Source organism: Bradyrhizobium sp. CIAT3101, from assembly GCF_029714945.1.
Lineage (GTDB): Bacteria > Pseudomonadota > Alphaproteobacteria > Rhizobiales > Xanthobacteraceae > Bradyrhizobium.
In genome coordinates this window covers 7,021,075-7,038,447 of the sequence record NZ_CP121634.1, presented here as the reverse complement: position 1 = coordinate 7,038,447, position 17,373 = coordinate 7,021,075, and the positions used below count along the sequence as shown (strand labels likewise).

General features: G+C 58.6%; 16 protein-coding genes and 8 pseudogenes. 12 read left to right on the top strand and 12 right to left on the bottom strand.

Annotated elements, in window-relative coordinates; translation table 11 throughout:
- Window positions 1–718 precede the first annotated feature (718 nt).
- The gene (locus QA645_RS32850) at window positions 719–850 is read left to right on the top strand and encodes a hypothetical protein (RefSeq protein ID WP_283045396.1); all 132 of its coding nucleotides are present in this window, start codon (window positions 719–721) and stop codon (window positions 848–850) included.
- A gap of 262 nt (window positions 851–1,112) precedes the next feature.
- On the opposite strand, the gene QA645_RS32845 is transcribed toward QA645_RS32850, so the two are convergent.
- Window positions 1,113–1,352 carry a hypothetical protein gene (locus tag QA645_RS32845; RefSeq protein ID WP_283045395.1) on the bottom strand — a complete coding sequence of 80 codons (240 nt, stop codon included), beginning with the start codon at window positions 1,350–1,352 and terminating at the stop codon, window positions 1,113–1,115.
- A gap of 726 nt (window positions 1,353–2,078) precedes the next feature.
- Here QA645_RS32845 and QA645_RS32840 point away from each other — a divergent pair.
- Both QA645_RS32840 and QA645_RS32835 read left to right on the top strand, forming a co-directional pair.
- Window positions 2,079–2,285 (top strand): hypothetical protein, encoded by a 207-nt coding sequence (locus QA645_RS32840; protein WP_283045394.1) that lies wholly within the window; start codon window positions 2,079–2,081, stop codon window positions 2,283–2,285.
- Window positions 2,286–2,396: 111 nt separating this feature from the next.
- A complete protein-coding gene (locus QA645_RS32835) occupies window positions 2,397–2,582 on the top strand; it encodes a hypothetical protein (protein WP_283045393.1) in 186 nt (61 codons plus the stop codon).
- An 81-nt stretch (window positions 2,583–2,663) separates the two neighbouring features.
- Here QA645_RS32835 and QA645_RS32830 read toward each other — a convergent pair whose 3' ends face one another.
- Window positions 2,664–2,894, bottom strand: a complete 231-nt coding sequence (locus QA645_RS32830) for a recombinase family protein (RefSeq protein ID WP_283045392.1) — start codon at window positions 2,892–2,894, stop codon at window positions 2,664–2,666.
- Between the two features lie 193 nt (window positions 2,895–3,087).
- Between QA645_RS32830 and QA645_RS32825 the strand changes: the two are divergent.
- Window positions 3,088–3,222: pseudogene (locus QA645_RS32825) on the top strand (transposase); the annotation flags it as partial.
- Window positions 3,223–3,458: 236 nt separating this feature from the next.
- On the opposite strand, the gene QA645_RS32820 reads toward QA645_RS32825, so the two are convergent.
- Window positions 3,459–4,040, bottom strand: a complete 582-nt coding sequence (locus tag QA645_RS32820; protein WP_283045391.1) for a methyltransferase — start codon at window positions 4,038–4,040, stop codon at window positions 3,459–3,461.
- Window positions 4,041–4,716: 676 nt separating this feature from the next.
- Here QA645_RS32820 and istA point away from each other — a divergent pair.
- A pseudogene (gene istA / locus QA645_RS32815) lies at window positions 4,717–6,285 on the top strand (IS21 family transposase); the annotation flags it as partial.
- Here the strand turns inward: istA and QA645_RS32810 are convergent.
- Window positions 6,243–6,473, bottom strand: coding sequence for a LysR family transcriptional regulator (locus QA645_RS32810; RefSeq protein ID WP_283053452.1), 231 nt, complete (start codon window positions 6,471–6,473; stop codon window positions 6,243–6,245). The pseudogene istA and the gene QA645_RS32810 overlap by 43 nt on opposite strands.
- 852 nt (window positions 6,474–7,325) lie before the next feature.
- Complete coding sequence (locus QA645_RS32805) at window positions 7,326–7,607, bottom strand: helix-turn-helix transcriptional regulator (protein ID WP_283045390.1); 282 nt, start codon at window positions 7,605–7,607, stop codon at window positions 7,326–7,328.
- A 267-nt stretch (window positions 7,608–7,874) separates the two neighbouring features.
- On the opposite strand from QA645_RS32805, the pseudogene QA645_RS32800 reads away from it, so the two are divergent.
- Window positions 7,875–8,034 (top strand): annotated as a pseudogene (locus tag QA645_RS32800) (P-type conjugative transfer protein TrbL); the annotation flags it as partial.
- Window positions 8,012–8,776: pseudogene (locus tag QA645_RS32795) on the top strand (strawberry notch family protein); the annotation flags it as partial. The pseudogenes QA645_RS32800 and QA645_RS32795, both read left to right, overlap by 23 nt.
- A 626-nt stretch (window positions 8,777–9,402) precedes the next feature.
- Here the strand turns inward: QA645_RS32795 and QA645_RS32790 are convergent.
- From QA645_RS32790 to QA645_RS32780, 3 genes and pseudogenes are all read right to left on the bottom strand, one after another.
- A pseudogene (locus QA645_RS32790) lies at window positions 9,403–9,820 on the bottom strand (molybdate ABC transporter permease subunit); the annotation flags it as partial.
- Window positions 9,821–9,825: 5 nt separating this feature from the next.
- A complete protein-coding gene (locus QA645_RS32785; RefSeq protein ID WP_283045389.1) occupies window positions 9,826–10,137 on the bottom strand; it encodes a hypothetical protein in 312 nt (103 codons plus the stop codon).
- Window positions 10,138–10,150: 13 nt separating this feature from the next.
- Window positions 10,151–10,363 carry a hypothetical protein gene (locus QA645_RS32780; protein WP_283045388.1) on the bottom strand — a complete coding sequence of 71 codons (213 nt, stop codon included), beginning with the start codon at window positions 10,361–10,363 and terminating at the stop codon, window positions 10,151–10,153.
- Between the two features lie 736 nt (window positions 10,364–11,099).
- Here QA645_RS32780 and QA645_RS32775 point away from each other — a divergent pair.
- The 4 genes and pseudogenes from QA645_RS32775 (at window position 11,100) to QA645_RS32760 (ending at window position 14,135) form a co-directional block, all read left to right on the top strand.
- Complete coding sequence (locus tag QA645_RS32775; protein ID WP_283045387.1) at window positions 11,100–11,432, top strand: hypothetical protein; 333 nt, start codon at window positions 11,100–11,102, stop codon at window positions 11,430–11,432.
- A gap of 148 nt (window positions 11,433–11,580) precedes the next feature.
- Window positions 11,581–11,736: pseudogene (locus QA645_RS32770) on the top strand (transposase); the annotation flags it as partial.
- 75 nt (window positions 11,737–11,811) lie between these two features.
- Window positions 11,812–12,891, top strand: a complete 1,080-nt coding sequence (locus QA645_RS32765; RefSeq protein ID WP_283053450.1) for a serine hydrolase domain-containing protein — start codon at window positions 11,812–11,814, stop codon at window positions 12,889–12,891.
- Between the two features lie 86 nt (window positions 12,892–12,977).
- Window positions 12,978–14,135 carry a TlpA disulfide reductase family protein gene (locus tag QA645_RS32760; protein WP_283045386.1) on the top strand — a complete coding sequence of 386 codons (1,158 nt, stop codon included), beginning with the start codon at window positions 12,978–12,980 and terminating at the stop codon, window positions 14,133–14,135.
- 268 nt (window positions 14,136–14,403) lie between these two features.
- On the opposite strand, the gene QA645_RS32755 is transcribed toward QA645_RS32760, so the two are convergent.
- The 4 genes and pseudogenes from QA645_RS32755 to QA645_RS32745 form a co-directional block, all read right to left on the bottom strand.
- On the bottom strand, window positions 14,404–14,946 hold the full coding sequence (locus QA645_RS32755; RefSeq protein ID WP_349253145.1) for a hypothetical protein: 543 nt from the start codon (window positions 14,944–14,946) through the stop codon (window positions 14,404–14,406).
- Window positions 14,947–15,171: a sugar phosphate nucleotidyltransferase gene (locus tag QA645_RS43390; RefSeq protein WP_349253144.1), complete on the bottom strand. Its 225-nt coding sequence runs from the start codon at window positions 15,169–15,171 to the stop codon at window positions 14,947–14,949. It lies immediately after the preceding gene.
- 155 nt (window positions 15,172–15,326) lie between these two features.
- A pseudogene (locus QA645_RS32750) lies at window positions 15,327–15,611 on the bottom strand (ATP-binding protein); the annotation flags it as partial.
- Window positions 15,612–15,815: 204 nt separating this feature from the next.
- Window positions 15,816–16,619 (bottom strand): IS110 family transposase, encoded by an 804-nt coding sequence (locus QA645_RS32745; protein WP_283045385.1) that lies wholly within the window; start codon window positions 16,617–16,619, stop codon window positions 15,816–15,818.
- A gap of 146 nt (window positions 16,620–16,765) precedes the next feature.
- Between QA645_RS32745 and QA645_RS32740 the strand changes: the two are divergent.
- A pseudogene (locus tag QA645_RS32740) lies at window positions 16,766–17,266 on the top strand (ATP-binding protein); the annotation flags it as partial.
- Between the last annotated feature and the right edge of the window lie 107 nt (window positions 17,267–17,373).

Sequence of the window (17,373 nt, the reverse complement as noted above, 5' to 3'; positions counted from 1 at the left end):
ATTTCCGGCGTGCTCCTCAACATGCGCGATGATTCACGGCGTGGGCAACCGAGATTCCGCCTACTACTCGCAGTTTGCGTGTGGTATGGTAATGCTGAGCGCGCTACGTGAATTATGGAGATCAGTAATGGCCGTGTATTTGGTCACTTGGGATTTGAATAAACATAAGGCGAACTACGCCCAGGCTCGACAGAATCTGATCGATCACATTTCACACTACAGTCACATCAAGGATGAGGGCCTCGATTCCGTGTTGTTCATCCAGCGCCGTCGACAGCTGAGGCGCTAGACGCCGACATCCGACGACACATGGACAAACACGATAGGCTCATTGTCACGAGACTGGTGAACGGTCAGCATCAAGGCTGGTTGTCTAAAGAGGTCCGGGACTGGATCAACCCGCGCATTTAACTGAAGGCATAACGGCTCAGGTGCAAGCCCGAGTCGCAACGCAAAGCAAGAAAATGAGTTCATGGGACGGACTTAGCCCTGGCCAGTTCTTGGTTCGAGTGGGGTTTTCAGTCGCTATCACGGCCGTCGTTGTCGTCGGGACTTTCGTCGCAATCCGCTACATGGCGGGCTTTCATCGATGATTACAGCCAGGCGCAGTGCTCAGAGCATTCCGGCCCGCGAGCTCTCGCGGTGCCCATCAATTCCGCAGTGACCTAAGACACGATCTCCAATATACCAATGGCAGGGGCACATGGGGAGTGTACCGATGGCAAAGGAACGTGACGACCTCGGGCTTATCGCAGAGATCGAAATCGACGAGTCGGCTGCGATCATAGTTGAGCAGATCGACGACGAGATCACTGTCGCTATCGCGAGCCTTGTGGGCGTTTTCAGGTAACGGCAGATCAGGCGCTCAAGCTCTCTCAGGCCCTAGCTGTTGCCGCGGAGAATGCGGAAAAATTCCGTCGGTCACAGGGATAGAAGCCCAGCTCTATTTCGGTTCGCATTCCACCTGCCATGTCGCTCACTGTTCGCTGGTGCCACTTCGTCTGATCCCAAGCCGATCGAGCAGAAAGACAGCGGACGACAGCCTGTCTACGCTGATTATCGTCGCGGCTGTGATGCTATATCGCCTGCAATTTGCCGGGGTCAATAATTTGTCATCGCAGGAAAGTTCTGCCCAGTCGACTGGTGCAGCCGATCGGGATCTGATCTTCGTAGTGATCGAGCGTCATCGCGAACTGTCCGCCCACTACGACGCGGCTGCGTCGGTAACGGCGAAGCTTGAGCAGGGCGCCGAATTTGATGCCGCCGACGAAATCAGCGGCAAGGAACCTGGCTCTCACGGAGCATGCAAATGTGCTCATCCGTTCAACGCCAACCACGATCGCGGGCGTCATCGCGCTGACCCGATACGTCGCCAGTCTGTGGGAGTGGGAGCTGCCCGATGATGATACGTGGTATCGGGTCTTCTTAGGAGGGCTGGCGGACGCGATCGATCAAATCGCTACGGCGCAGCAGTGCTACGGCAGCTCTACGACGACATCACTCAGCCATCGGCGGTGAGCTGGACGGTCGCGTGCGGATTGCCGCCGGCATTTCGACGTGGCCGATGAGGCGCCGAAGACCGGGTGACGCGTACTGCAACAGTTCTGATTATCGCAGAACGCTCGCTAAAATTCGCAGGCGCTCCTCGTCCGGGAACTTCTCGGACTCGAGGTCCAGCCTGCGCTTAGCATCCTCCAACTCCCCGGTGATGAGGACGTAATCTTTGAACCTGCTCGACGGGCAGATGTATTTGTCGATTAGATTGCGCGGTTCTGCGGTTCTAGCCGGAACCTCTCGTGGTCCATATGAGCCCTCTCCTCAATCGCGAGCCGAATCTACAACCGATGCGCGGAAATCAAGTCACAAAAAAGCCCCCGCAGCCCTTTCGAGCCACGGGGGTTCGAGGCGCAGTCGGGAGGGAGATGCTTGCGTATCGCCCCGGGTCCACCTGGCCGGAGATCTTGACCAGCCCGCGCTAGCTGACCGCTGGTGGCTGAGCCAAAAACAGGGCGTGGCCGGCGAGCGCCTCGCGCTATTAAAAGAACCAGATCCGGCGTTGGGAGGCGCGGAGGAGATGAATGACCGTCAGCAAAATTCACTTTAGGCATGAGCTGCGGCAGCTGAGCGAGATGCACATCAGCTCGTCGAGTACGTTCGAAGACTATGTCCTCATCACCGGGGAGCTGGAGGAGGCGCCAGGTTGGAACTGGAGGCCGAGAAGTTTCCCGACGGAGGAGAAGCGACAATTTGCGATCGATCATGGTGCAGCTGCCGCTCTCGATTAACTGACGATCGTAGAGCGCCGCGTAGTGAGCGCTCTACGCATTTGAGCAACGCGGCCGGCAAAAGCCGGCACCTGATGGCCCCGGCACGCTCCTAAAAGGTGGTAATAACCCGTGCGAGACCTGATCATCGAAGCCTTTGACAGCGTCATCCGCAGCGAGATCGCGGAAGCGAACGCCGTTCGCAAGGAAATCGCCCAGCGCGGCGCCTATTGGGCCGGCGACGAGATATGGAAGCTGCGCCGCCAAGTCGCCGCGCTGCACAAGCGTATCGCCGAGCTTGAAGAAATCGACGCGTGATCTCAGCAGACCGCGAGTATCGCCTCGATGCCCTTTAGAACCGTGGCTTCAATCGCTTCGCGCGGCACCGTGCGCCGGTTATCACAGAGACCGGTTTCCTTCATGCGCGTGCAGATCTTTTGCCTCAGCAGTCATCCACTGCTCGCGCGGGTTTTCGCGGCTGATGCGCTTGCCGGTCTCCGGGCCTTTGATGAACCTTTGGCGGTTCCAGACGATGCGCCCGGCGTACAGCTCATTCTGAAGGATGCCGTTCAAGCGCTTGCGGCTACCGTCAATGGTCGAGGCGTTCCAGGCGCCGCCTTTCTTGTTCAAGGCAGCTTCGATGTCGCATGGCGAGTTGCCGCCTTCAACGGCTTCTTCATCTGCGGTGTTAGACTCACGAAGGCTTTTCCTTGCCGACGCATTCGATGAGGAAGCGTAACGGCGCTTCGAATGTGTAAAATCGGTTTATGGTGCGGCCCTTATAGACTTCCTGGGAGAACCAGAACATGCGACGACTGAAGCTGAGCGTCGGCGGCGATGGAGTTACGATGAGAAGGTCCGCCTTGTCGAAGAGACCTTGCAGCCCGGCGAGACGGTCTGCGGGGTGGCACGCCGGCACGGGGTGGCTCATAGCCTGCTGTTCACCTGGCGTCGACAAGCGCGCCAGGGGCGACTGGGCGGAGATGTTGCGCCTGTTCTTATTTCCGTCGAGATCACACCCGTAGTGGCTCCGATCTCGAGCGGCGCACCACAACTGGCGTCTTCACCGCCTGCGCAGCGTGCAAGGGCTGGAATCATCGAGATTGATCTCGGGGCGGTTGGACAACTGCCGGGTTGTCATGAGGTCATTCAATCCGATCGACCGGCCTCCCTTGAGTGACGGCAGAAGAGGCTTCACCGAACCGTGAGCTCCCAGATGATACGAATGTGCCCCCCTTCAATCGATGGTCGGAAAATATGCATGTTTCTAACGCGCAGCTTACTGTCATCGATCACGTTCAGGACGCGCCCAATGTCTCCCTGATCAGAAAAGACGACATACATTAGGCCATCAGCCTTGAGCCAATTATGCGCTCCCCCCAGAGCTGCGGCCATGGCGCTGTGACCTTCGTCAAAGCAAGAGCGCTCCAGGTCGTCCTTTGCTTTTCGGTTCCAGTACGGGGCGGCAAACAGAATAAGGTCGAACTTTTCTTTAGGCTGTAGCGCAGAATAAATGTCACTGAGGCGCACTTCTGCGTGATCGGAATAACCTAACCGCTCGATGTTTATCTTTGTGGTGAGAACGGCTTGCGGATTAATGTCGAGAGCCACCAGGCGTTCTGCCCCAGCGCGGAGTGCCGCCAGCCCCAGCACGCCTGATCCGCATCCTAGATCCAATATTGTCGCTCCAGATTGGATGTGCCACTTCGATATCAAGGCGTCGGGAGCGTGACTCAGGCGTGGCGACAGAACGCCAGGGAGAATGTGCAACAGCATACCGCACACTTCCACATCGTGCGGGTGTTCGCACGACCGGAGGTCAGCGATCATTGCGTCTACATCGGACGTTTGGCGCCGCGGCGATACGGCTAGGGGTGCAGTCATTTCAACTCTCCAGTTCGCTAGCGCGCGCTTTGCCTGATCCTCGTCCCATCCGATCAATGGATCGCCCTATTGGGCGAGTACGGTAGCTGTCGCACGCTCGGTACTCTGTACAGGGTCCGTTTTAGAGACGCTGCGAGCATGGTTTTCCCATCCTGTCTGAATGCGCCTCGGTCCTTTGCTGACTATCGTCGCCTCATAGCAACGGCCGTGCCATCGGCATTCAAAGCGCGCTCGGCTTCTAATTTTCCTTGACGAACGGCTGCCGGCAGGCTCTGGCGTGTTCTGCCGCTCCAGCGAGCGTGTCGGCGCCGGTGTCGCAAACCCAACACCGTACAACCGAAGTTGGTGTACGAATGGGCTCGTGTCGCAGCTATTCTCACGGCAGGCTCGACCATAAATCAGAAATTGCAATGTTCATTGAAAACCCCCGACGGTCGGTCAAAATCCCCCGGGTGTGGTCACCTCAAACTCCCCCACTTGATGCTCGCCGGCTGGGCAGCTGATCGGCCGCAACGGACATAGCAGGACGTCTATTTTCGCCCCCTTTTAGGGAAGAGGGGACGGGGAGTTGAACGTCTTGAAGCCGCACCTGCAAAGCACCGTATTTACGTTACTTGAGCGCCAGACGAGCCAGCGAGAGATCCAGCGGCTGACGGGGATCGACCGCAAGACGATCCGGCGCTACCAGGCGATTTTCGTGTCCCGGCGAGCGGCGGAGGCAAACTCCCCCGGGGTGACCGCCGGCTCCGAGGCCGCGGATGGGCAAACTCCCCCGCCTCCGCGACCGCCGGCTATCGGAGCGAAGGTGGCCGCCAAGACGTTTGATTTCGCCCGCTCAGCCTGTGAACCACATCGGGAATGGATCGAACAGCAGGTTCGTCTGAAGCGCAATGCGCAGGCGATCTATCAGGATCTGGTTGACCAGTTCGGCTTCGCGGCCAGCTACGAGAGCGTCAAGCGTTTCGTGCGCGCCTTGCGCCACATCGATCCCAAACAGTTTGACCGTCTCGAGTTTGCCCCAGGCGAGGAAGCCCAGGTCGATTATGGCGAAGGCGCGCTGACCCGTGATCCGAGGAGCGGTCGTTACCGCCGGCCTCGCCTGTTCGTGATGACTCTGCGCTACTCGCGGCGCAGCTTCCGGCGGGTGGTCTGGAAGTCGAGCCAGCAGATCTGGGCACAGCTCCACGAAGAGGGTTTCCGGTATTTCGGCGGTGCCGTCGGCTATGTCGTGCTCGATAATCTCAAGGAAGGTGTCATCACGCCCGACCTGTACGAGCCCGAGCTCAACCGGCTCTACGGCGCAGTGCTCGCGCATTACGGCGTTGTCGCCGATCCGGCACGGGTGCGGGACCCGAACCGCAAGGGGACCGTCGAGAACGCGATCCAGCACACCCAGGGCACCGCGCTCGCCGGGCGGCGCTTCGAGTCGCTCGAGGCTCAGAACAGGTTTCTGGAGCACTGGGAGGCGAACTGGGCTTCCAAACGCATCCATGGCAGCACAAGACGTCAGGTCGAGGCCATGTTCCAGGAGGAGAAGCCGCATCTGCGGCCACTGCCCGCGACCGGCTTTCGTTACTTCTCCGAGCTCGTGCGCACCGTCTACGACGACACCACCGTGCGCGTGGATCACAGCGACTATGCCGCGCGCCCCGCGCCGATCGGCAGCCAGGTCGTGGTACGCCTCTACGAGACCACGATCGAGATCCGCTACCGCAACACCCAGGAGCTGCTGCGCGTTCACGCCCGCGCCGTACGGCCCGGTTCGCTCAAATTGCCGCACAACGAGCGCCCGTTCAATCCATCCCGCCAGACCGCCTTCCTGCTGGCAAGCGCCGGCGACATCGGACCGCAAGCGAAGGCGCTCTGTCAGCACCTGTTCGACACCGAAGGCCGCGTCGGACAGCGCGCGATGTGGGGCATTGTCGGGCTTGCGAAGAAGTATCCCGCCCGGCTCGTCGAGCAGGCCTGCGATCACGCGGTGCGTCATCACATCCATCGCTACAAACAGGTGCGCGCCATCGTTGCGCGATTATTCGAGCAGGCGATCGAGCGCCTCGATCAGGCACCACAACTCACGCTGTCTCTGACGCAGGATCATGCACTGATCCGTCCCGCGGACGAATACGGCGAACTCTTTCGCCTCGGCGCCCGGAACCGTGCCAGCAACGAGAGCCGGCCCGTCAACAACGGCGATGCCACCACGTGCTCGAGATTCCGAAGACAGCGACTGAGCGTTGGCTGCTTGATCCTGAGCGCCTCTGCTGCTTGGCGAAGGCTTCGGTGCTGGGACGCGACGATTGCCCAGCGTAGGTCTCGAAATTCCACTGGCACGGTTGGAGCTTAACCCCTCTAACTCGTATTATTCGGTCAAGTGCCACGATTCGCTACAGTTGGGATCGAGCAGAATATCAACCGGTAGTAGAGCTTCCTTCCGAATTCATCGGAAGCAAAGTTTCAACCGAAATGGGTAGAACCGGGAATATCCGTTTTCGTGGCCCATCTGCGCGAGACTGCCTCAGGCCAGTCGCATGCGGAACGCTGCCCAGCGACAGCGCGGGACTAGAAGCCGAGGGCGGCGACTCTCCGACAGCCGATGAGCCAAAGCGAAGGAAGATCTCGGATCATCGGGGCGCTTCTGTTCCTCCAACACCAAAAGCTAAAGTTGGTGGACGTCTGCCCTTTCCCCAATCGGCAGTGCCTTTTAACGTTACTCAAGCTTACCCAACCCTTAGAGTGAAAGGGACGCTAGAACAACAATGATGGCTAGCCTTCCCCCTGCTGCCGCCTCTGGAAGAGGAGGGCACGTGGCTTTCGGGGCCAAAGAGCCCAAGCGCCGGCAGCTCTTTACGTCATCCATCGAAGACCGGAACACATCATCTAGCCATGCGATGTATGTTTGGTCGATGCAAGAACCGGTTCTCTGATGAGGATGTAACTATCAGAGCGGATGCTTTAGGACATCACGTCGGACGAGGCACGTTGATCCAACTTTCGGAGACGAATCCTGTCGTCCATCGCAGCGCCCCTGTATGCCCTGGCTGGCTGACCTCACTAATCACGTGAAGCCGAACAACACACCGGATGGGATACTCCCTTGCTGCCGTTCGGCTGCTAAACATAATCTTAGAACGAGATTGGTCTTGTAAGTCCCCTCCACTGGGTGCGCGACAGCCGTAGCTATTTCTTCCTGCGACGTGGACGTGCTAGTTTGCGAATTTTAGGCAAGGTCTTGGGAGACCTCGCACCTTTCGGCGGCCGAACAAACAACTCTGACAAATGGACGTCCAGCGTTTCGGCGACACGGTCGAGAAGATCAATTGTCGGATTCTTCGATTGCCGCTCCAGACTACTGATGTAGGAGCGGTCCATCCCGACCTGGCAAGCCAATTTCTCTTGCGAGATACCTTGATCTACGCGAATCCGGCGCACATTCCAGGCCACAATCGCACGAGTTTTCATGCGCCAACTCATGCCATGGGGCCAACCGTGAAAACACTGGCTATAATCCCACGATTAGGACTTGCCTCTGCAGTAACGTGTGCTCTAGGGCCTGCGAAAGATCTGCATTCATGCTGCGGTTTTGTGAGCAGCCTGTTGAGTCTCTTCTTTATCGCGCGTCGATATGTCCGCCGTTATCATGCCCTCCATCCAATAGAGGGCCTGATTGACGCACTGCATGGAGGTCCTGCCCAATAAAGACCCTTCCTCAATGCCTACACCACCTATATCGATTCAGGCTTCGGCCTGATCAAAGGCGAGGTCACCTATCTCGCCTCGACGATGATCGTCCTCGACATGACCTTGGCCGGCGTGTTCTGGGCCTGGGGGCGCAGACGAAGACGTCCTCCAGCGGCTGTTGAAGAAGACTCTTTATATCAGCTTCTTCCCCTTCGGTTGCGCCGCCGAAGCCGAGCTATCGGCCGCACCTGCCGGCGAGCCTCGTGAGCGACGGCATCCTGCCCGATGCCCAGCTCGAGACGCTGATCTATGCCGGTGAGGCGCATCGCGATTATCTCGCTGGCGCCTGGACGGTGGACGAGACCTTTGACCTCGTCACGGCCGCGCGCGACGACGCGCCGAACACCGTTCGTTTCCGTCGCGGCTTTATGCTCGGCGATGGCACTGGCGCCGGCAAGGGTCGTCAGTCCGCGCGCATCATCCTCGACAACTGGCTGAAGGGCCGCAGTGAGGCAGTCTCCAAGTCCGACAAGCTACTGGAAGAGGCGCAGCGCGACTGGTCGGCGCTCGGCATGGAGCGTCTGCTCGTCACACCGCTCTCGCGCATCGCGCAAGGGCGCCCGATCCTTCTCTCCGAAGGCATCCCATTTTTAACCTACGCTACGCTGCGGTCCGACAACCGCGGCGAGAAGCTTTCGCGCGTCCGGCAGATCGTTCAATGGTTGGGCTCCGACTTCGACGGCGTCATCATTTTCGACGAGAGCCATGCCATGCAGAATGCCGGTGGCGGCAAGGGCGAGCGGGGCGATGTCGCCCCCTCGCAGCAGGGCCGAGCGGGCCTGCGCTTGCAGCACGCATTGTCCAACGCCTGCATCGTCTATGTCTCGGCGACCGGCGCCACCACCGTCCACAATCTCGCCTACGCCCAGCGGCTCGGGCTCTGGGGCGGGTAGGATTTTCCGTTCGCGACGCGCGCCGACCGCGCTCAACCGTGGTTGATTTGTCTAGAACAGAATTAGAATATCGCCAACCACTACTGGATTCCCCATGCCTGAACCTACCGCTCCCAAGTTACAATCGGACGCGCAGGCTTTGGAAGCTGTCTCCGATCAGGCAATTGCAACCTGCGGCGGTGATGCGCGGCGAAGTCGTGAAAGGGTGTTGATCGCGAACGAATTTCTTGAGTGGGAAATGAAGCACGAGTCTCCCGCGGCTATATACGCAGCGTGAAAGCACGGCATGTTCAACACGTATTCGGGCTAGAACTGCGGGAACCTGCAAATGGTGAAATGGGTCTATAGAACACGGGCGGGGCACGCTCAGATTGTCCCGACGCCAAAGGGATTTGCAATCGTATTTGCTGGCGAGACGTTAGAGTACCACGCTTCACCCGCTGCGGCGGCAGAGGCACTCGCTAACGGTACATGCTTCTGGCCGTCCGCTGGCGACCCATCTAAGATGGGCATCCCGGAGGACATCGGCGAGTGGCAACGCGTGCCGTGACCATGCGGTGCGGCAGCCACGCGGCCGCAGCGAGCGGCCAGGCCCGTCTGGTGTACGGGGGATAGCCTCAGTCGGCGACCGTGAAGAAGGCATATAACGGAGAGGTGCGCAAGGTGGCCGCAACTTCCAGCGGGCGGTCGCCCATGTTAACGAAGGCGTTGCGGATGGGCTGCACCACCAAAGGCAGTGCGCACAAAACCGATCCGACCACGAGCCCCGCAAAGGTGAAGGCAAGCGTGCGCCCGCCCCAGAGAGAGGCGCGAAGGCCGCCCGGGCCGTGCAGGACCAAGAAACAAAAGCCGACACCGTTGGCGGAAGCACCAGCGGCAGCGCGATGATCGTGGCGTCACCGCCTCAGTCCAAAGCCTCTTCGAACGTGCTAGCTGCCACGCGAGCGGCGTACCAATGAACAGCAGTATCACCGTCGTCGGGCTCGCGAGCGCGATCGTGAGCCCGAGCGACTGCCAGATCTCTGCCGAAAGGCCATCCATTCGCGTCAACTCTGGTCGTCGAGCACGTACCTATCAGGCGCGATCACCTCATAGGCATTCGGCGCTTCGATAAAATCGATGGAGGAGCGTCTCACTGTGCCGTCGGGGCAAATCAACACCAGGCCGGGGCCCAGCGGGATGGGGACATAAAGAATCTGCGGCAGCAGACAACGCGAACTAATGGCGAATAACTGTGAACTTTGACGGCACGATAGGGTGCCGGTCTGGATGAAGTCATAGGCTGGCGTCATGGCCGCGCGCTGGACCGGCTTCGGCTGCATCGACCCATAGAAGCCGAGCGGCTTTATGCCGCGCACCGCGGCTCCGTAACTAGGTGCCGGAGCCGGATTGCAGATCGACGGAAAACGCCTCCACGCCATTTACAAAGTTCGCCGTCGAGCTCCACTGCAGGAGCTTATCGATCGCATAGGTAAACCGCGATTCCCGAACCGCGAGAGCATTCTCGAACAATGGCTTCGGACTTGTGCCGTCGGCCGAAATAGACACCTGAGACGGCACGCCTTGACCGATCTGGCTGTACAAGCTTTCCACTCGCGCCAAGACTGAACAAGGCGTCGTGTGCGGTCTTCGGCTTGAACGACGCTGCAATCTTCGCCGGCTCGATGGGGGGCGCGGTCACCGCCACATTGATGTTCGCCGCTCCCGCATTTCCGAGCATAAGCGGCATAAGAGTTGCGTCGATCAGGATAAATCGGGCAAGTCTCATCGTGCACCTCCTGGGACGAGCCGCTGCGACCGTTTTGGCCGCGCGGCTCTTTGCTGCTCATACCAGCAATCCGCGTGCCGCTCTCGGAATCTGATGCCGTCTTGCTTCAGGAGAGTGAAATCCGCATAGACGTCAGCGTACCTTCTGAAATGGCGGGGCCGCGTTCAACCTGACGTGGATGACACGACAAGATCGAGCCTTAGGATGATGCCGGTCCCCTTCCTCTAACCGGTCTGCCTCGCTTCCGACAGAGAAGCAGCTCGCGGGTAAAGAGAGTCCAATGATGGCAACTCGACCACTCGTCCTAGCTATGGGTAGCACTCACGCAACAAGCCCTCGAAGGGACTTGAATCGCACGTAGCGTCAAGTTGTACATACCAGGCGAAGAACCTATCCGCGAAAGCATCGCCAAAGTGACAAAGCCGTTTCTCGCGACTGTATTATGTTCCGCTTTCGGTTTGATTGGGATGAGCGGGGTCACCCTTGTTAACACAATCGGGCGCTGCAGTTGCACCGCCATAGTCGCTGCTCGAGAGCCAATAGGTGATCGGAATGAACACGACATTGTCGATTTTCAAATATACCTGTCGCGGCGTGGATGGGCTCTTGAAGGAAGCCGTGGTTACAGCAGTATCGGCCAATGAATGGGATGGTCAGAAAGGAACGTGCTTAGCTCCTCTCGACGTTCATCACACGGCCGACGGATTTGCGGTTGGGCAGATCTTGGAGGGTGCCGGTTCTCCTGTCATGAAGGACGGTAAGCTGGTTGGCGTCGACGCTTCCGGTAAGGCGGTGTTTAACTTTGCATCCAGCACATTGGCGGCTCTGTCAGGAAGACCGTCAAATTCACCACCAAACCCGCTGGTTTTGGTCGATTCGAGCTAGGGTTCACAGATTGGCGTGAAGCTGCTCAACTGAAGTGAGACGGTGTGCTCACTTACAACTAGGCTTACTGAAGACCAGACGTCGCGGACCCCTTGCCTGCGGGCTTAATCAGTTCGAAGCTTGTTCGGGCCCAAGACAAGATCAGAGCATGAAGCACAATCGCTTTTCGGAAGGACAGATCATCAAGATTTTGAAAGAGCATGAGGCCGGCGTTTCGGAGCTCGATCTTTGCCGCAAGCATGGCGTCAGCGACAATAGCATCTGCACGTGGCCAACCGCCCAGCCCGAAGCCGTCGATGTTTCGCCAGACCGGCTCTCCCGAATTCGCGCGGTGCTGCAAAAGGAAGTCGACGCGGAGCGCGTGCCAGGCGCCGTCGTCATGATCGCCCGGCGAGGTAAACTGATTTATTCAGAAGCTATCGGTTTCCTAGATACGTCGGCGGGCAAGCCGATGACTGAGGACGCGATCTTCCGCCTCTGCTCCATGACAAAGCCACTTGCTTCGGTTGGCGCCATGATGCTGGTCGAGGAAGGCAAGGTCCAGCTCAACGATGACGTTTCTAAGTTCCTGCCGCAGTTGGCCAAAATGGACGTCCTGGCCACGGACAAAGACGGCAAGACCACCCGCGAGCCCGCCAAGCGTCGGATGACCATCCACGATCTCTTCCGACATACCGCGGGCCTTACTTACGGAAAGTTCTCGAAAATTCTGGAGATCAAAGCGGCTTACACCGAGGCAAACCTCCTTGTTGAGCCATTGCGCTTGGTCACGCCTGAACAATTCACGGCCGCGATTGCCAAAACGCCGCTGGTCCATGAGCCGGGCACCACCTTTGAGTACGGCTTGGCTGTAGATGTGCTCGGCCACGTGGTCGAGGCGGTCTCGGGCCAGCGCCTATCGGCGTTTCTTGATGAGAGGCTATTCCGCCCGCTGAAGATGGCTGACACTGGTTTTAAGGTTCCTCAGGCAAATTGGAGTCGAGTTGCCGAGCCGCTGCGCAGGGAAGAACAGTTTCTCGACATCAAGATCGATCCGTTGAATGACCTTGCTGGAGAAGGCGGCGTGTCGACAGCGGCCGATTACCTTCGCTTCTGTCAAATGATGCTGAATGGCGGAACTCTGGACGGCCGTCGGTATCTGAGCCCCACGACGGTTAAACTGATGACTTCAGATCACCTCGGCAATCGTCCCGGGGTGCCAGCATCACCCGGCATCTCTCTGATGGGTTTGGATGGTTATACATTCGGACTCGGCGTTTTGGTCCGGCAGGGGCCAGGCCTCGCAGGCGTGCCCGGTTCCGAAGGCGAGTACATGTTGGCAGGCTACGGTGGAACGTTCTTCTGGATCGATCCAAGGGAGGAACTGGCAGTCGTTTTCATGGCGCAGACCCCAGGATCTACTCGCACCTACTACTACCGCATGATCAAGGCGCTGGTCGCGCAGGCTCTGGGCAACTGATCCCGAAGCATTGTTGCCGCCTTCGTCGAGAGCAGAACGAGTCTGAGAGAGTCGAGCAACCTTTGGCAATAGCTTTGGAGAGCAACATGGTGCTGCGCATGGAATCCCTGGCTCCTCCTATTAAAGTGCAGAGCTGGCTGCGTGGCCAGCCCCTGACGAACTTTCAGCCCGGGAAGATGTACATCGTCGAATTTTGGGCGACTTGGTGCGGGCCATGTGTGGAGGCGATGCCCCATCTGGTGCAGCTGCGAGAGCAATACAGAGACAGGGGGCTTGAGGTCGTCGGAGTCGCAGCCAGCGAAAGCGCCCCAACGGCGAACGAGGCCCGAACCAAGCTAGACGCGTGGTTGACCGAAAAGTTTCCGAAGCTGAACTATCGGATCGCGTTCGACTACTCAGGCGAAATGAACAAGCTCTGGATGGAGCCCAGTTTTTCTGTCGGAATTCCCACCTCGTTCGTCGTCGACCGTGACGGTCAGATCGCCTTTATCGGACATCCGACGCAACTCGATGACGTTTTGCCGAAAGTTCTCGACGGCATCTGGCGAACTAGCGATGAAGCCAAAGCCGCCGATACGAACCGGATCGACGAAAACCAACGCATAACCCGCGAAAGAGCGGTGATCGAGCCAATCTACGCAAAACTTCAGCCGACGATGGAGGCGGAGGATTGGAAAGCCGCGTTGTCGGCCGTTGAAGAGGGCCTTGCCTTGATGCCCAATCAAATCGAATTCCGAGGGCTTCATGCCCATCTGTTGCTTCACAAAATGCGCGACATGCGGACGGGCCTGCCGGCCATGCGCCAATTGGTTCGCGACGCGATCGACCAAAGGTCCGAGGAGTGGATGACTATAGCTATAAGCGAACTCTTCGATCCGGCGATTGACACGTCCCATCTCCCGCGTGAGGAGCGCTTTGCGATGGGTAGGGATCTGTCCGAACACATCCTGGCCCTAAATCCGCCGCAAGGCGACGGCTACAAGTTTCGGGTATATGGGGCGGTCGCTCAGTATTATTACGAGAGCGGCAACAAGGAACGCGCGATCGAGTTGGTGGAGCTGGCACTGAAATCGCTGGACCATCCGAAGCCTATGCAGGACAAAATGAAACAGCTCTACGTACCGCGGTTGCTCCAGGCCCTAGCCAGCTACAAGGGTGAGAAGGCTTGTTACGGAGAGTTTTGTTCGGCTCCGCAAAGCAAGTCTCCTGAAGTGCTGACGGAGGCGCCGGAAGAGGAAAATTGAAAAATAGGAGCGTTAATCGGAATTTGTTTACTGGCCATTCCCCATTCTCCGGCGGGCCAGTCGCAAGCAGAGTCTATGCAACACAGTTGCGGATCGTTGCGGCAGGTTGGAAGCTTCGAGTCTTGCCGATGAGCGGATTCAGTGCGGTCGCAAATCCTCCGTGTCGTCGATCTCCCAGCCGGAGATCGTCGCGGCGCGGCGTGGCATCTCGGAGATGCTCAATCATGATCACAAACTGTTTGACGTTATAGTTGCGCCATTCTCCGTGTCAGTGAGGTGCGGCTGCTGGGTCGCTGAAAATGCGTTCGGCTACGCCGAGGTCTATAGCGCTGTCGATCTCGAACCATCTAAGGCCATCGCAGAGCGCGCCCTTTATCCTCAGCTCGCCTTCTGTGATTAGCCAAGCGAGAACCTCTTCCACATACTTGGTGTTGTCGCCGGAAGCGAAAAGGGCATCTAGCCGCGGGACAAGGTGCTCTTTCACCGTATCCTTGTCGAAGCGGAAGAGGTTGATGGTCTGGTAGAGTGGCTCTATCGATAGGTCGGCACTCCCTTGGTTCATACGGAATTCGCGCACGTAGCCGCCCTCAGAGAGGGGTACGGCCGATCCGGTCATCGTTTCGTTGAAGACGTCGATCGCTGCGACATCACCTTGATGATCGAGTAGCCGAGTAAGAGCAGAACTTTTGAAAAAGACATCGCCCTCCAACAAGAGTACGTCGGCTTTCATAAGGGTGTCGCGTGCAAGCCAAAGGGAATAGGCGCTCCCGGTATGATCGAAGTGCGAAGATTCGACGTAGCTGATCTTCATTTAGTCGAATGTATCGCCGCACGCCGCCATGATGTCATCCTTGCGATACCCGACGACGACGGTCGTCTCGGCGACGCCAAGAGCCGCGAGATTGCGAAGTGCGTTGTGCAAGATCGGAATGCCAAGCACTTCGATTAGCGGCTTTGGTCGGATCTCGGTCAGAGGACGCAGGCGCGAACCGACCCCCGCCGCAAGGATGATGGCGTAGCCTGGAATTTCGGACACGGTGGTAGCTCTCTTTTGTTAGAAGCGCATTGTGAATGCGGATTCCGACGATCGCGCGCATGTATTCCGATCTGATGCCGCGCAGCGTTCCGATCTGATCGCGCAGGTGGAGCACCTGATCGTCACGGCAAGATGTCCTTATGTTTGGGGTCTGGTCAAGCGGCAGCGGGGATGGTGGACCTGCGCATGGATTCGCCGCTGAGTTCGAGCCGGTGAGCGTTGTGAACGAGGCGGTCGAGGATGGCATCGGCGTAGGTGGGATCCCCGATCAGATCGAACCAGCGGGCCACCGGGAGCTGACTGGTCACCAGCGTTGAGCGACGCCCGTACCGGTCTTCGAGGATTTCGAGCAGGTGGTGACGGGCATTGCCGTCGAGCGGTTCAAGCACGGCCTCTGATGGCAAGCACAATTTGGCACTTCGAACGACTTGGACGGCTGCGATCGTATGTCCGGCCTTTAGCGCGGATCATATCTCCGCTGGCCCTGATGAAGTCCGACAAGCAAGGGGTCACATCAAGGATGCGAGCTTTGAGGCTCACACGACTGGTCGGGTTTTCCTGGTTTTCGGTGGCGACCGCTGTCTTTCATCATGCCTTTCTTGCACTTACCAAGCTTATAACTCTTCGATGCGGCTGTCCGACACTCAAAGTTTGGCGAACATCTCGGCGCGGAAACATTCTCCGGTTTTCATCATTGCCCAGATGATCCGAGCAAGCTTGTTGGCGAGGGCGACGGTCACAAGCCGCGCCAGCTTTTTAGCCAAAAGCCCGACAGTCCAGTCGCGCAAGCCGCCACGGCATTTTTCCACAACGTTTAGAAGCGATGTTGCTCCGAGAACGAGTAACTTCCTTATATATCGATTACCGGCCTTGGTGATGGTTCCGAGAGTTGGTTTACCCCCGCTTGAAATTTGCCTGGGCGTCAGACCCAGCCAGGCAGCAAAATCCCGTCCCGAATTGAATACGCTTGGGTCTGGTACACTGGCTGTAATTACCGAGGCAACAAGCTTGCCAACGCCGGGAATTTCTCCGAGCGAACGGCTCGTCTCGCTGAGCGCGTGAGCCTTGGCGATCTCCCTCTCCAAATCATCGAGTGCGCCTCCGAGCGCATCAATTTGCTGACCGAGAACCTTCGCGGCCAGGACAGCGGCGTCGGGAAGAGTCGCGTCGCCTTCTGCGAGGCCTAAAAGCTCGTCGACGCGGCCGGTGCCCTTGGCGACGACAAGACCGAATTCCGCCAAATGGCCGCGTAGAGCGTTCACGCTCATCGTTCGCTGTTTGACCAGCAGCTCGCGCGTCTTGTGCAACATCAGGGTCGCTTGCTGATCAGCGCTCTTGATCGGCACAAAACGCATGGCAGGGCGCGAGACCGCTTCACAGATGGCTTCCGCATCGACGGCATCGTTCTTACCTCGTTTGACATAGGGCTTTGTGTAGGCCGGCGGCATCAGAGACACATCGTGTCCCATGCCTTCAGTTCGCGCGCCCAATAGTGCGCTGAGCCGCAAGCCTCCATGCCAGCGCGGCACGGTCGATCCTCGAGAAGAACTCGCGTATCTCCGGGCCCCCGGATATTACCACCGAAAGGACTGAAATGCTCAAACACCCGACACTCGAACTGCTGGGGCAACTCGGTCTGGCAGGCATGGCCCATGCGTTCATCGAACTGGAAAGCAAGGGCGATGTCGCCAACCTCAGCCACGCCGAATGGCTTGCCCTTCTCCTGATCACGAGGGCGACCTACCGCAATGACCGGCGCCTTGCGCTTCGCCTTCGTCATGCCCGGCTACGCCACCATGCCGTGCCTGAGGACGTCGATTACCGGGCTGCGCGCGGTCTCGATCGCCGACTGTTCGACAGGCTGCTCAAGGGCGACTGGATCGCCGCCCATGAGGGCTTGGCCATTATCGGGCCGGCCGGCGTCGGGAAGAGTTGGTTGGCCTGCGCCATCGGCCACAAGGCTTGCCGTGACAATCGCTCGGTCCTCTACGCCCGGCTGCCGCGCCTGATCGATGACCTGTCCCTGGCCAAGGGTGACGGCCGCATCTCCGCGCGCATGAAAAGCCTCGCCAGGGTCGATCTCCTTATCCTTGATGGTGTGGACGGCCTCACCTCAACGGCATCATAGTGCCAAGGCGTGGTCGCCAGAGCGCCACAAAGAAGGGAGACCGTCCGAGATGAAGTTTATTAGAATAGGCGTTG

Bases quoted from the DNA above. Each gene is read 5' to 3' on its own strand.
- QA645_RS32850 (WP_283045396.1), top strand. From the start codon at position 719: ATGGCAAAGGAACGTGACGACCTCGGGCTTATCGCAGAGATCGAAATC.
- QA645_RS32845 (WP_283045395.1), bottom strand. From the start codon at position 1,352: ATGACGCCCGCGATCGTGGTTGGCGTTGAACGGATGAGCACATTTGCA.
- QA645_RS32840 (WP_283045394.1), top strand. From the start codon at position 2,079: ATGACCGTCAGCAAAATTCACTTTAGGCATGAGCTGCGGCAGCTGAGC.
- QA645_RS32820 (WP_283045391.1), bottom strand. From the start codon at position 4,040: ATGCTGTTGCACATTCTCCCTGGCGTTCTGTCGCCACGCCTGAGTCAC.
- QA645_RS32805 (WP_283045390.1), bottom strand. From the start codon at position 7,607: ATGAAAACTCGTGCGATTGTGGCCTGGAATGTGCGCCGGATTCGCGTA.
- QA645_RS32775 (WP_283045387.1), top strand. From the start codon at position 11,100: ATGAACACGACATTGTCGATTTTCAAATATACCTGTCGCGGCGTGGAT.
- QA645_RS32765 (WP_283053450.1), top strand. From the start codon at position 11,812: ATGATCGCCCGGCGAGGTAAACTGATTTATTCAGAAGCTATCGGTTTC.
- QA645_RS32760 (WP_283045386.1), top strand. From the start codon at position 12,978: ATGGTGCTGCGCATGGAATCCCTGGCTCCTCCTATTAAAGTGCAGAGC.
- QA645_RS32755 (WP_349253145.1), bottom strand. From the start codon at position 14,946: ATGAAGATCAGCTACGTCGAATCTTCGCACTTCGATCATACCGGGAGC.
- QA645_RS32745 (WP_283045385.1), bottom strand. From the start codon at position 16,619: ATGCCGCCGGCCTACACAAAGCCCTATGTCAAACGAGGTAAGAACGAT.